Source organism: Streptomyces sp. NPDC057694, assembly GCF_042799415.1.
Classification (GTDB): domain Bacteria; phylum Actinomycetota; class Actinomycetes; order Streptomycetales; family Streptomycetaceae; genus Streptomyces.
This window is the reverse complement of record NZ_JBHVIX010000001.1, coordinates 459,188-472,591: the sequence shown is the minus strand read 5'-3', so window position 1 is coordinate 472,591 and position 13,404 is coordinate 459,188. Positions and strand designations below refer to the sequence as shown.

Below are 13,404 nucleotides of genomic sequence, written 5' to 3'. Positions count from 1 at the left end.
TGGGAGCGGGGGCAGGAGCCACAGCGACGGCCCAGCTTGGGGGTTTCCGGGTGGGGGCCTATGAACCCCCCCCCCTCCTACCCGGCGACGCCCACGCGCGCCGGGCCGGGGGACCACTTCCGTCGATGCGCCCGACGCCTGTTCCGGCGGGGCGTCAGCGCGGTGAGGCCACCAGGGGATAGTGGTCGGAGAGGTCGGTGTAGGTGTAGCTCTTGCCCCAACTCGACACCGTCCAGGGGGCGCTGTGCTCGGCGATCACCTCGTTGTTCCAGCGGGCCGGGCGGGCGTGCCCCTGCTTGAAGAGCACGTAGTCGAGGTCCTCACGCGGGTCGTCGGGGTAGCGGTAGCGGGCGACGGAGTTGTCCTGGGTGTCGAAGGAGTAGGAGTGTCCGGTGCGGGTGTCGGCGGGGGCGAGACCGGCGTTCGCGAGCATCGATGCGTACTCCGGGCCGTGCGAGTCGACGTTCATGTCCCCGGCGACGATCACCTCCTCGTCGGCGGGAATGTCGCGCTCGGCGAGGAAGGCGTCGATGGCCCGGAACTGCTGGGCGCGGTCGGCCTGCGCCTCGCCGTTTCCGCAGCCGGAGTCGGTCGACTGCGTGTGCGTCCCGACGACGTGCACCTTCGTGCCGCCCACGTCGAGGACCGCGTAGACGAACCCCTTGTTCGACCACCAGTCGGAGCCGCAGGCGTCCTTGTAGACGTACTGCTCCTTGTGCACGATCGGCCACTTGCTGAGGAGCGTGACACCACCGTCCTCCGGCGTGGTCGAGGAGTAGGCCCCGCTCGTGGCGTCCCACCCGCTCGTGTCGCGTCCGACGACGGGGGTCTGGTACGGGTAGGCGCCGGACGCCGCGCGCTTGAGGTGATCGGAGGCGGAGTTGTCGAAGGCCTCCTGGAGGACGACGACGTCATTGCCCTGGAAGAACGACGCCTTGGGAATCTCGGACGCGCGGTGCTCCTGACCCCAGTTGGGATACAGGTTCTGGCTCATCAGGAACGTGTTGTACGTCAGAACGCGCAACGCCGGCGCCGGTGCCGCCGCGTGGGCGGCGGGTGCCCCGGCCGCGACCGCGGCCAGTGCGATGAGCGCGGCTGGAACTGCCTGGCGCAGGCGGTGGTGCGGGACACGCGACACGAGAACTCCTGAGGGTGGGGGGCCTGTTGGGGTCGGTGTACATCCAAACAGGGCGGGTTACATCGTGGCGGGCAACGGATGAGTTCCTTGAGACGAGCAGCCGTCGAATTGCCGATCGAGCTGATCCGACGGGCCTGCGAGATCACCGGCAGGGTGGGAATCCCGCGGTCGCGCGCGACGGTGTGGGGGAGGAGATGGGGGAGGAGTGCCCGCGGCCCGGTCCGGCACCGTGCGGCGCGGATCACCTTGGGCCGTCTCCCGCGCGGCCTCGCGGGCGGACCGGGCGAAGGCCTCGACCGCACCGGTGCGCGCTCCGGTCCGCCACACCAGGCCGTAGCCGACCGGTGCCGCGCCGGTGAGCGGCACGTAGGCGACACCCGGCCGGGCGTAGTACGTCGCCGTGTGCGCCGGGGCGAGCAGCGCGCCCCGGCCGGCCGCGACCAGGATCAGCGCCTCCTGCATGTTGGTCACGGCGGGGCCGCGCGCGATCGGCCGTCCGCCCGGTGTACTCGTGGGGGCGCGGTGCTCGCGCCAGTACTCCGGCTGCTCGCCCTCGACGGTGAGCAGCGGCACCTCGGCCAGATCCTCCAAGGTCACCGCGTCCCGCGCGGAGAGCGGGTGCGCCGAGCCGATCACCAGGACCCGCTCCTCGGCGAACAGCGCGGGCCCGCCGCCCAGATCGTCCTCGCGCACCGGGAACTCCTGCAGCTGGAGATCGAACCCGCCCTTGCGCAGCTGCCCGTAGGGGTCGCCGAGCGGCACCTCGCAGATCTCCACCACGAGCCCCGGATGTGTGGCCCGCAGGGCCTCGGTGGTCTTCATGACGATCTCGCCCGCCAGCGGGTTGGCGAAGCCGACGTGCAGCACCGTGTCGACGCCGCGCGCGGTGGCGGCGGCCCGCGCGAGCGCCTCCTCGATGCCGCGGTGGTGCGGAGCCAGGTCGTCGCGCAGCTGCCGGCCGAGCGCGGTCAGCCCGACCCGGCGGCTGGTGCGGACGAACAGCGCCGCGCCGACCCGCCGTTCGAGCCGCTGCACCAGCTGGCTCACCCGCGCCCGGGACAGCCGCATCCGCTCCGCGGTGCGGCCGAAATGCAGCTCTTCGGCGAGCAGGAGAAAGCACTCCAGTTCGTCGCGTTCCATCGAGGTCCCCCAGGCGGAGCGAATCGGTAAGCCTGGTTGAACGAACGTTGCGATCATCGCCGTTGTTCCGTCCGGTCACCGGGACGGAAGGTGGAGCAGCCGCCGAGGTGCGGCCCCAACACCCCTTCTCCACCGAGGAATCACCATGACTGCTGCACCCATGACCCTACCGGGGCACCAGATCGCGCTGAGCGCCAGGGACTGGGGCGTCCTGCTCGTCCTGTGCGGCGCGATCTTCCTGGAAGGCATCGACGTGGCCATGCTGAACGTCGCCCTGCCGTCCATCCGCGCCGACCTCGGCCTGTCCACCGGCTCGCTGCAATGGGTGATGAGCGCCTACGTCCTCGGATACGGCGGCTTCATGCTGCTCGGCGGACGCGCCGCCGACCTCTTCGGGCGACGCCGGATGTTCGTCTTCTGGCTGGCGGTCTTTCTCCTCTTCTCCGGACTCGGCGGCCTCGCCTCGGAGGGCTGGACGCTGATCGTCGCCCGGTTCGTGACCGGGGTCGCGGCCGCCTTCATGACACCGGCCGGCCTGTCGATCATCACCACCCGCTTCGCGGAGGGCCCGCAGCGCAACAAGGCGCTGCTCATCTACTCGGGCACCGGGGCCGGCGGCTTCTCGATCGGCCTGGTCGCCGGCGGGCTGCTCACGTCGGCCGGCTGGCGCTGGGTGTTCTTCGCCCCGGTGGTGCTCTCCGCCCTGATCCTGGTCGCCGCCCTCGTCCTGGTGCCCAGGTCCCCGCGGCCCGACCGGACCGGCAAACCGGTCGACCTGGCGGGCGGCCTGACCGTCACCGCCGCCATCGTGCTGATCGTCCTGGGCGTGGAGCGTGCCTCCCACGCGAGCCCCGTCCAGACCGTGCTCACCCTGGGCGCGGGTCTGGCCGCGCTGTCGGCCTTCGTCGCGGTGGAGCGCCGCTCGTCCGACCCCCTGGTCCGGCTCGGCATCCTGCGATCCGGCGCCCTGGTCCGTGCCAACCTCGCCGCGCTCCTGTTCGCCGCGGGCTTCTTCGGCTTCCAGTTCCTGGTCGTCCTGTACCTCCAGGAACTACGCGGCTGGTCCACCGTGCAGACCAGCTTCGCGATGATCGTCATCGGCATCGACGCGATCCTCTCGCCCCTCCTCGTCCCACGGCTGGTGACCCGCTTCGGGAACGCGCGGCTGATCCTCGGCGGCCTCCTCGTCACAGCCCTCGCGTACGGCCTGTTCCTGCGGGTCGGCGCCGACTGGACGTATCTCGCGATGCTGCCCGGTCTGCTGCTCCTGGGCATCGCGTTCGCGCTCACCTACGGCCCGCTCACCATCGTGGCCACCGAGGGCGTCGCGGAGGAGGAGCAGGGCCTGGCCGGCGGACTCCTCTACACGTCCTTCCAGTTCGGCGCGGCGCTCGGGCTCTCCGCGACCACGGCCGTCAACGTCGCGGCCACGGCGTCGAGCGCACCGGCCGCGCTCCTCGACGGCTACCGCGCGGCCCTGTGGGTGCCGCTCGCCGCGGCGCTGCTCGCCGTGCTCGTCGCAGCCATCGGGGCGCGGACGCGAGCGGGCACCGAGGTGACGGCCTCCGCCGAGCAGCCCACCGGCGACCGCCAGGCCGCCGCACTTCCCGCATCCCACTGACCTTCCGCGCACCGGCCGAGCATCCGAGAGGAGCACCCGGTCGGGGACAGTGGCTGCGGGCTGTGGGCGCCTAGAAGGGAAAAGCCCCTCCAGGCACCCCACTTGAGGCTCTAGAAGAACCCGAGCTTCTGCGCGCTGTACGACACCAGCAGGTTCTTCGTCTGCTGGTAGTGGTCCAGCATCATCTTGTGGTTCTCCCGGCCGATTCCCGACTGCTTGTAGCCGCCGAACGCCGCGTGTGCCGGGTACGCGTGGTAGCAGTTGGTCCAGACGCGGCCCGCCTGGATCGCGCGGCCGGCGCGGTACGCCGTGTTGATGTCGCGGGTCCAGACGCCGGCGCCGAGCCCGTACAGGGTGTCGTTGGCGATCTTGATGGCGTCGTCGTAGTCGGCGAACGAGGCGACCGAGACGACCGGGCCGAAGATCTCCTCCTGGAAGATGCGCATGCGGTTGGAGCCCTCGAAGATGGTGGGCTGGACGTAGTAGCCGCCCGCCAGCTCGCCGTCGTACTCGATGCGCTGGCCGCCCGAGAGGACCTTCGCGCCCTCCTGCTGGCCGATGTCCAGGTAGGACAGGATCTTCTGGAGCTGGTCGTTGGAGGCCTGGGCGCCGATCATCGTGTCGGTGTCCAGGGGGTGTCCGGTCTTGATGGCCTCGGTGCGGGCGATCGCCGCGTCGATGAACTCGCTGTAGTGGCCCTGCTGGATCAGCGCGCGCGAGGGGCAGGTGCAGACCTCGCCCTGGTTGAGGGCGAACATCGTGAAGCCTTCGAGGGCCTTGTCGCGGAAGTCGTCGTCCTTCGCCCAGACGTCGTCGAAGAAGATGTTCGGGCTCTTGCCGCCGAGTTCCAGGGTGACCGGCTTGATGTTCTCTGAGGCGTACTGCATGATCAGCCGCCCGGTGGTGGTCTCGCCGGTGAAGGCGACCTTGGCGACACGGGGCGACGAGGCCAGCGGCTTGCCCGCCTCCACGCCGAAGCCGTTGACGATGTTGACGACGCCCGGCGGCAGCAGGTCCTTGATGAGGTCCATCAGGACGTGGATCGAGGCCGGGGTCTGCTCGGCCGGCTTGATGACGACCGCGTTGCCCGCGGCGAGGGCCGGGGCGAGTTTCCAGGTCGCCATCAGGATCGGGAAGTTCCACGGGATGATCTGCGCGACGACGCCGAGCGGCTCGTGGAAGTGGTACGCGATGGTGTCGTCGTCGATCTCGGAGAGACTGCCCTCCTGCGCCCGGACCGCGCCCGCGAAGTAGCGGAAGTGGTCGATGGCCAGCGGGATGTCGGCGGCCAGCGTCTCGCGGACGGGCTTGCCGTTCTCCCAGCTCTCCGCGACCGCGAGGAGTTCGAGGTTCTGCTCCATGCGGTCGGCGATCTTCAGGAGGATGTCGCCGCGGGCACCGGGCGACGTCCGCCCCCAGGCCGGCGCGGCGGCGTGCGCGGCGTCGAGAGCGCGCTCCACGTCCTCGGCGGTGCCGCGCGCGATCTCGGTGAACGGCTGACCGTTGACCGGGCTCGGGTTCTCGAAGTACTGGCCCCGGGCGGGCGGCACGTACTCACCACCGATGAAGTGGTCGTAGCGGGCCTCGTAGGAGACGACGGAGCCCGGGGTGCCGGGGGCTGCGTAGCGGGTCATCGTGAGGTGCCTCCTGTCTCGGCTGCCCGCCGTTGGGCAGCTTGCGCTCAGGAGGCTAGGAACCCGGACGTTGCAGCTACGTTGCGTACGGGCCCGGCGCGCCCTGCTCGGCGTCGAGCGCCGCGAGCCGGGCCAGGACCGGCGGCGTCGGCCGGGCCGCCGCGAGGGCCTGCCAGATGCCCAGGTCGTCCTCGCCCCACGGGGCGTGCGCCCAGTCGGTGAGCAGATCGGGGTCGCCGCGGGCGATGAGGGCCGCGCGCAGCCCGTCCGCGAGCCGGTGCCGTATACGAGCCACGGCCGGGGCCTGCGACGCGGGAAGGAGCGGTCCCGCGTAGGCGGAGGCGGCCGCCGTCACCGCGCCCGAGCCGAGCCGGCGCTCCACCGTGTCGAGGTCCGACTCGACGGGGGCCGTCAGACGGTAGGGGCGCGAGGTGAGGAGGTCGGGGCCCAGCACCCGGCGCAGGCGCGCCAGTTCCGCCCGCAGCGTCACCGGGGTCACGGACTCGTCCTCGTACAGATGGCAGAGCAGTTCGTCCCCGGTCAGGCCCTCCGGATGGCGGGCCAGCAGGACGAGCAGTTCGCTGTGCCGGCGGCTGAGGCGGAGCTTCTGTCCGGCCGGGGTGAGCAGCAGGGCCTCGTCGCGGCCGAGGACGGTCAGCCGCAGGGCCTGTTCGGTGGTGGACGGCGGGGTCATCAGCGCCAGCTGGGACTCTGCGGCGCGTGCCACCGCCTGCACGAACGCCAGGCTGTGCGGATGCGCGAGCCCGTCGCCGCCCGTGATGTCGACCGCGCCGAGCAGCCGGCCGGTGCGCGGATCGTGCACCGGCGCCGCCGCGCACGTCCACGGCTGCACCTCGCGGATGAAGTGCTCGGCGGCGAACACCTGCACAGCACGGTCCACGGCGACCGCCGTCCCCGGCGCGTTCGTCCCCATCGCCGACTCCGACCAGCGGGCACCCGGCACGAAGTTCATCAGTCCGGCCCGCCGCCGCGCACCCGTGTGCCCCTCGACCCACAGCAGTCTGCCCTGCGCGTCGCACACCGCCAGAAGGTGTTCGCCGTCCGTCGCGAACGTCCCCATCAGCTCCCGGAACAGCGGCATCACCCCGGCCAGCGGATGCTGCGCCCGGTACGCGCCCAGTTCGCCGTCCGTCAGCTCGACGGCCGCCGAGTCGTCCGGGCTGACGTGCGCACCCGCCGAGCGGCGCCAAGACGCGGCGACCACCGGCCGCACCGGACGGACGACGGTGCCCGCCGCGGTGAACCGGTCATGGGCGCGGCGCAGCGCCCGCATCCGCTCGGACGCGTCGGCGCCCGGTTCCAGGGCGACCCATGGATCGGTCAACGCTGCCTCCCCGCGACATTCCTGACGACTGACGACGATGGGGACATCGTCGCTCCGGGGAGGGAGGCCGACAAGGAGCGCGGCGCCGATCGCGTGAGGTGGCACATGCCGCACACGTGCGTGAAGATCCGCCGAGCCCGGCCGGACGCCGCCGACCGGGCTCGAACTACCATCGGCTCATGCCGAGTTGACCAGTCGGATGTAGCGCGTCCAGTCCCAGTACGGGCCCGGGTCCGTGTGATCGGTCCCGGGCACTTGGACGTGCCCGATGATGTGCTCGCGGTCGGCCGGAATGCCGTAGCGCGCGCAGACCGACGCGGTGAGCGCCGCCGACTGCTCGTAGAGCGCGTCCGTGAAGTACTCCGGCTGATCCACCCAGCCCTCGTGCTCGATGCCGATGCTGCGCGTGTTGTAGTCCCAGTTCCCCGCGTGCCAGGCGATGTTCTTCTCGCGCACGCACTGCGCGATGTGTCCGTCGGCCGACCGGACGACATAGTGCGCCGAGACCTGCTTGGCGGAGTTCTTGAAGATGGCGAGGGCGTCGGCCCAGGTCTCCTGCGTGACGTGGATGACCACGTAGTCGATCGGGTACGAGGAGGGCCTGCTGGACGCCGTGTAGTTGGACGTGCTGGCGGGGACCGACTCGGCCGACGGGTAGTCGACCGCGGCGGCACCGGCGTCGGCACGCCCCATGGCCAGGAGCGAGCCGGGCACCGCGGCGAGTGCCCCGGCCTGAAGGAGACGGCGGCGAGTGGTGCCGCCGGAGAACGGGTGTCTTGCTCGGTTCATGACGATCCTGCCTTTCGACTGGCGCGGACGGTGGGGGAGGTGAACCGGCAGTGCTACGGAACCCGGAAGGGCCCCGCAGTGCTACGGAACCCGGAAAGGCTCCGGTCGCGGCAGCGTCGCCGCGACCTCACGCAGCCGCGCATGGATCCCGCGGTGCGTCTCGCGCGTCGGCAGCCACTCCTTGCGGAGCTTGGCGACGCACGTGTAATTGGTGTCGCAGACGTTCGCCAGCGGGGACTCGACCGTCTGCGTCGCGAACTGGTACGCGTCCAACTCGCTGAAGCCGTAGTCCCGTACGAGCCACTGCACCAGGTCGAGCTGGGATATCCGGAACGCGTCCTCGAGAGGGCGGGCCGAGCCCGTCGAGATGATGTGGGTGTCCGACTCGATGCGCGGCCACGGAGTCGCCACGCCCTTGAGCAGCTCCACGACCACGACGGTGTGCATCGCGCATTCGACGGCGACGCCGCAGGTCTCGCCCTCGCCCTGGCGGGCGTGGCCGTCGCCCAGGCTCAGCAGCGCGCCCTCGACGTTCACCCCCAGGTAGCAGGTGACACCCGCGCGCATCTCGGGCGTGTCCATGTTGCCGCCGTGGGCGTCCGGCACGAGCGCCGAGCGCACTTCGCGTCTGGCCGGTGCCACGCCGACCGTGCCGTGCATCGGGTCCATCGGCAGATCCGCCGTGAAGTCGCTGTCCCGCGCCGTGAACCGGGCGGTGCGCCTGTCATGGTCGAGCTGCCAGATCCAGACCTGCTCCGGGAGCGGTGGCTGCAGGGTGGCCGTGGTGGGGGTGGAGGTCAGCGCGCCGAACAGCGGCACCGTCGTGGACGCGGCCCAGTCCCGGGCCGGCTCGACCGACACGAAGTGCACGGCGACCGTGTCGCCCGGCTCGGCGCCTTCGATGTGGAAGGGGCCCGTCTGCGGATTGAGGTACCCGGGTGTGCAGACCTCCGACACGAGGTCCTTCTCCGAGCGGATCCGGCCGCCGTAGCAGTCCTCCGTGTACAGGTCGAGGACCGTGCCCGGCGCGATGCGCGCGACGGGCGGCGCGCCGCCGAACGTCCAGGCGTACTCGCCGGGTTCGGGCCGGACCGTCAGCATCCGGGGGTCGCTCATGAGGAGAGTGCTCCGCTCTGTGGGGAGGGCGTCCTGTCCGTGGGGAGTGCGTTCTCGTGTTGCTGCCGCGCCGTCGTCCGGAGCGGACAGCCGAGACGGCCCGGGTCCCTCGCGACGACACGCCACCGACCGGTCAGAAGTACGGTACGGGGCCCTCGGGTTGGGGCGGAAGAGGGCGCGACGGATCTGTGGACAACCAGAGCATTGTGTATAACCGCATGTCAGAGCGGCGTCAGAGGTTCGGACCACTGGCGGTCGACACCGGCCGGTCCGGGTACGGCCCAGGGCCGTCCCGAACTACCCCACCGCCCCCACCGGATCGTCCAGGACCCCGCGCACCACCGAATGCGCCGCCCCCAGCAACGGCCCGTCCGGGCCGAGTCCGGACACCAGCACCCCGTCCGCCGGGGCCGCCCTGCGGCGCGTCAACTCCTTCTCCAGGGGCGGCAGGAGCCAGGGCGCGAGCCGCGACAGGGCGCCGCCGAGGACCACGGCGCGCGGGTCGAGCAGATGCACCGCGCCGGTCAGCGCGATCCCGAGGGCCGTGCCCGCCCCGCGCAGTGCCTTGCGGGTGGCGGCGTCGCCGTCCGCGGCCCGTTCGGCCAGCAGGGAGACCCGGTCCGGGCCCGGCGCGATGCCCGCGGCGCGCAGCACCGCCCCTTCGCCCGCGTACTGCTCCAGGCAGCCCCGCCCGCCGCACGGACAGGCCGGACCCTCGGGGCGGACCGGCATGTGGCCCAGCTCGCCGGCGAACCCGCGCGTGCCGCGCAGCAGCCGGCCGTCCACGACGACCGCGGCACCGATGCCGATCTCGGCCGACACGTGCAGGAAGTCCGCGGGGGAGCCGTCGGCGAGCCACAGTTCGGCCAGGGCGCCGAAGTTCGCCTCGTTGTCGACCGTCAGCGGCACGTCCACCGGCAGCAGCGTGGCGACATCCGTGTCGTGCCAGTCGAGGTTGGGGGCGCGCACGACGGTGCGGGTGTCGCGGCCCACCAGGCCGGGCACCGCCACCGCGAGCCCCGCCGGACGCAGCCCCGCTCCCTGCGCCTCCGCGCTCACCTGCCCTATCAGCTGCGCGAGTTCGGCCAGGACCGGCTTCGGGGCGCGCCCCCGGTTGTCGACCCGGCGCTCGGCCCGCGCGCGTACCGCACCGCGCAGATCGACGGCGCACACCGCGAGATGGTCCACGCCCACCTCGGCCCCGAGACCGGCCGGACCCCGGCCGCTGACCACGAGCGCGGAGCCGGGCCGGCCCACGCCGCCGGGCCGCTGCGGACCCAGCTCCTCAAGCAGCCCCGCCCGGGTCAGCTCGTCGACGAGGGTGGAGACCGCGGCCCGGGTCAGCCCGATGTGCTGGGCCACCGCCGCCCGCGACAACGGCCCCTCGGCGGCCACCGTGTGCAGCACCCGGGACAGATTGCGGCGGCGCATGGCCTGCTGGGTGTCCGGCGTCCCCGGGCGCGGTCGGTGCAGTGGTGCGGTCATGCGGACATCGTCGCAGGGCCGGCCGGGCGGCGTGGGCCCGGCCCGCTGCCGCCCGCGCCCCGGTCGTTCACCGTCGTCCCAGCAGCGGCGCCGCGTCGGCCAGGACGGCCGAGATCCGCTGCACCGTCTCGTCGTCCCGGGCCACGGGGTCCAGGACCGGGCCGCGCGCGGTGTCCCAGCGTCGTGCCACCGCGGCCGGGTCCTCGCCGGTCAGCAGCCCCGCCGCCTGGGCCGCCGCGCCGAGCGCCACCAGCTCGCGGGCCTCGGGCACCTGGACACCCCGCCCGGACAGCCGGCGCACCGTCTCCTGCCAGGCCGTGCCGCGCGCGCCGCCCCCGATGAGCAGCAGCGGAGCGGCGGGATCGGCGCTCTCGGCATCGCCTTCGAGCACCCGGTCCAGCGCTACGAGCAGCGCGTGCACGGCCCCGTCGTACGCGGCCTGGAGGAGCTGCCCGCCCGTCGTGTCGTGCCGCAGCCCGGTCAACAGCCCGGAGGCGTCGGGCAGATCGGGGGTCCGCTCACCGTCGAGGTAGGGCAGCACGGTCGCCGAGCCGCCCTGCTCCACCGCCTCCCGGTCGAGACCGAGCAGCGCCGCGATCCGGTCGACGGCGAGGGTGCAGTTCAGGGTGCAGGCCAGCGGCAGCCAGTCGCCGCGCGCGTCCGCGAACCCGGCGACCGTCCCCGACGGGTCCGCCGGCCGGTTCCGCGACACCGCGTACACCGTCCCGGACGTGCCGAGGCTGAGCACCGGCGTGCCGGGACGCAGGCCGAGGCCGAGCGCCGCGGCGGCGTTGTCCCCGGTCCCCGCGGCCACCAACGTGCCCTTGGAGAAGGGCAGTTCACCGTCGGTGTCGCGCACCGTCCCGGCCACCTCGCCCGGTCCCACCACCCGCGGCAGCAGCGCGGGATCGAGTCCCACCCGGGCCAGGATGTCGGCGTCGTACGCCTCGGTGGACGCCGCCCACCATCCCGTACCGGACGCGTCGCCGCGATCCGTCGTGCCCGTGCCCGTCAGCCGCCCGGTCAGGTAGTCGTGGGGGAGCCGCACCGCTGCTGTCGCCCGGACCGCCTCCGGCTCGTGCTCGGCCAGCCAGGCCCACTTCGAGACGGTGAACGAGGCGGCCGGAACGCTGCCGAACCGCTCGGCCCACACCTTCGGCCCGCCCAGCTCGTCCACCAGGCGGCGGGCCTGCGGCGCCGAGCGCACGTCGTTCCACAGCAGCGCCGGCCGTACCGGGCGCCCCCGCTCGTCCAGCGTCACCAGGCCGTGCTGCTGTCCGCCGACCGAGACCGCCGACGCCCGCCGCGCCGCGTCCCCGCACTGGGCGAGTGCCTCGCGCAGCGCGTCGTACCACTCCTCGGGGTCGCTCTCGCGGCCCGCGCCCGTCGTGACCGTGTGCGGCGCCTGCCCGCTCGCCACCACCGCGCCGGTGGCGACGTCGACGACCAGTGCCTTGGTGGATTGCGTGGAACTGTCGATCCCTACGACGAGGGGACCGTCGGCAGCGGACATGCGGCTCTCCTGACTTGTACGGACCTGATGCGTCCGTACGAACGTAATCCGTCGGTACGAACGTGTACGGACGGCCTGCGCGAAGAGGTCGTACGAACGGCTCGTACGAACTCGTACCCGTGGTGACCCTTCCCAGCGGCGTGCCCGCATACTAATTTGTAAAGTGCCATGACGAAATGGCTGTGCGGCACATGGCGCCGCACAACGGGCAACGGCGAGGGAGCCGCGAGATGACGTACCAGCCCACTCCCGACGACAAGTTCAGCTTCGGTCTGTGGACGGTCGGCTGGCAGGGCCGCGACCCGTTCGGTGATGCCACCCGGCCCGCGCTCGACCCGGTGGAGTCGGTGCAGCGCCTGGCCGAACTCGGCGCGTACGGCGTCACGTTCCACGACGACGACCTGATTCCGTTCGGCGCGTCCGAGACCGAGCGCGAGTCGCACATCAAGCGGTTCCGGCAGGCGCTCGACGCCACCGGCATCGTGGTGCCGATGGCGACCACGAACCTGTTCACGCACCCGGTCTTCAAGGACGGCGGCTTCACCGCCAACGACCGTGACGTGCGCCGGTACGCGCTGCGCAAGACGATCCGCAACATCGATCTCGCCGCCGAGCTGGGCGCGCGGACGTATGTCGCGTGGGGTGGCCGTGAGGGCGCCGAGTCGGGCGGCGCGAAGGACGTCCGCGACGCGCTCGACCGGATGAAGGAGGCCTTCGACCTGCTCGGTGAGTACGTCGTCGAGCAGGGCTACGACCTGAAGTTCGCCATCGAGCCCAAGCCGAACGAGCCGCGCGGCGACATCCTGCTGCCCACCATCGGCCACGCCCTCGCGTTCATCGAGCGGCTGGAGCGGCCCGAGATGTACGGCGTGAACCCGGAGGTCGGGCACGAGCAGATGGCGGGTCTGAACTTCCCGCACGGCATCGCGCAGGCGCTGTGGGCGGGCAAGCTCTTCCACATCGACCTCAACGGCCAGACCGGCATCAAGTACGACCAGGACCTGCGGTTCGGCGGCGGCGATCTGCGCGCCGCGTTCTGGCTGGTCGACCTGTTGGAGAACTCCGACTACACGGGCCCGCGGCACTTCGACTTCAAGCCGCCGCGGACCGAGGACATCAACGGCGTGTGGGCCTCCGCCGCGGGCTGCATGCGCAACTACCTGATCCTCAAGGACCGGGCCGCGGCCTTCCGCGCCGACCCCGAGGTGCAGGAGGCGCTGCGGGCCTCGCGTCTGGACGAGCTCGCGCAGCCCACCGCGGCCGACGGTCTTGCGGCGCTGCTCGCCGACCGGAGCGCCTTCGAGGCGTTCGACGTGGAGTCCGCCGCCGACCGCGGCATGGCGTTCGAGCGGCTCGACCAGCTGGCGATGGACCACCTGCTGGCCGCGCGCGGCTGACCCTCGCGGGTCCGACTCGCCCCAGGGGGTCGCGCGTCGGTCCGTCGGCGGGCGACCCTGGGGGCATGGCCACACCGCCCATGCCCCCGCGACCGCCGAGCGGTCCGCCGCCGTCGGGCGGTGACTTCGGCCCGCCGCCCGGCGGGTCCTCCTTCGGCGCGCCACCGCCCGGTGCGCCGCCGCCCGACGGGCCGCGGCGCACCGGGCACGGCCGCTTCCAGGCCGC

Annotated in this window: 10 protein-coding genes; 2 read left to right on the top strand and 8 right to left on the bottom strand. The window is 72.5% G+C overall.

Features of this window, described 5'->3' with window-relative positions:
• Window positions 1–154: 154 nt before the first annotated feature.
• Complete coding sequence (gene sph / locus ACFVDP_RS02340) at window positions 155–1,138, bottom strand: sphingomyelin phosphodiesterase (RefSeq protein WP_383481901.1); 984 nt, start codon at window positions 1,136–1,138, stop codon at window positions 155–157.
• A 57-nt stretch (window positions 1,139–1,195) separates the two neighbouring features.
• Window positions 1,196–2,278, bottom strand: a complete 1,083-nt coding sequence (locus ACFVDP_RS02335; RefSeq protein ID WP_383481898.1) for a LysR family transcriptional regulator — start codon at window positions 2,276–2,278, stop codon at window positions 1,196–1,198.
• A 187-nt stretch (window positions 2,279–2,465) separates the two neighbouring features.
• Here ACFVDP_RS02335 and ACFVDP_RS02330 point away from each other — a divergent pair, with 187 nt between their 5' ends.
• Complete coding sequence (locus ACFVDP_RS02330; RefSeq protein ID WP_383484272.1) at window positions 2,466–3,899, top strand: MFS transporter; 1,434 nt, start codon at window positions 2,466–2,468, stop codon at window positions 3,897–3,899.
• A 110-nt stretch (window positions 3,900–4,009) separates the two neighbouring features.
• On the opposite strand, the gene ACFVDP_RS02325 is transcribed toward ACFVDP_RS02330, so the two are convergent.
• From ACFVDP_RS02325 to xylB, 6 genes are all read right to left on the bottom strand, one after another.
• A complete protein-coding gene (locus ACFVDP_RS02325; protein ID WP_383481895.1) occupies window positions 4,010–5,533 on the bottom strand; it encodes an aldehyde dehydrogenase family protein in 1,524 nt (507 codons plus the stop codon).
• Between the two features lie 76 nt (window positions 5,534–5,609).
• Window positions 5,610–6,878: a GAF domain-containing protein gene (locus ACFVDP_RS02320; protein WP_383481892.1), complete on the bottom strand. Its 1,269-nt coding sequence runs from the start codon at window positions 6,876–6,878 to the stop codon at window positions 5,610–5,612.
• Between the two features lie 177 nt (window positions 6,879–7,055).
• Window positions 7,056–7,667, bottom strand: coding sequence for an N-acetylmuramoyl-L-alanine amidase (locus ACFVDP_RS02315; RefSeq protein ID WP_383481889.1), 612 nt, complete (start codon window positions 7,665–7,667; stop codon window positions 7,056–7,058).
• Between the two features lie 81 nt (window positions 7,668–7,748).
• Window positions 7,749–8,783: an acetamidase/formamidase family protein gene (locus ACFVDP_RS02310; RefSeq protein ID WP_383481886.1), complete on the bottom strand. Its 1,035-nt coding sequence runs from the start codon at window positions 8,781–8,783 to the stop codon at window positions 7,749–7,751.
• Window positions 8,784–9,080: 297 nt separating this feature from the next.
• Complete coding sequence (locus ACFVDP_RS02305) at window positions 9,081–10,268, bottom strand: ROK family protein (RefSeq protein ID WP_383481883.1); 1,188 nt, start codon at window positions 10,266–10,268, stop codon at window positions 9,081–9,083.
• 67 nt (window positions 10,269–10,335) lie between these two features.
• On the bottom strand, window positions 10,336–11,781 hold the full coding sequence (gene xylB / locus ACFVDP_RS02300; protein WP_383481880.1) for a xylulokinase: 1,446 nt from the start codon (window positions 11,779–11,781) through the stop codon (window positions 10,336–10,338).
• Window positions 11,782–12,011: 230 nt separating this feature from the next.
• Between xylB and xylA the strand changes: the two genes are divergently transcribed.
• Entirely contained in the window at window positions 12,012–13,178 is a 1,167-nt protein-coding gene (xylA, locus tag ACFVDP_RS02295) for a xylose isomerase (protein ID WP_383481877.1), read from the top strand.
• Window positions 13,179–13,404 lie beyond the last annotated feature (226 nt).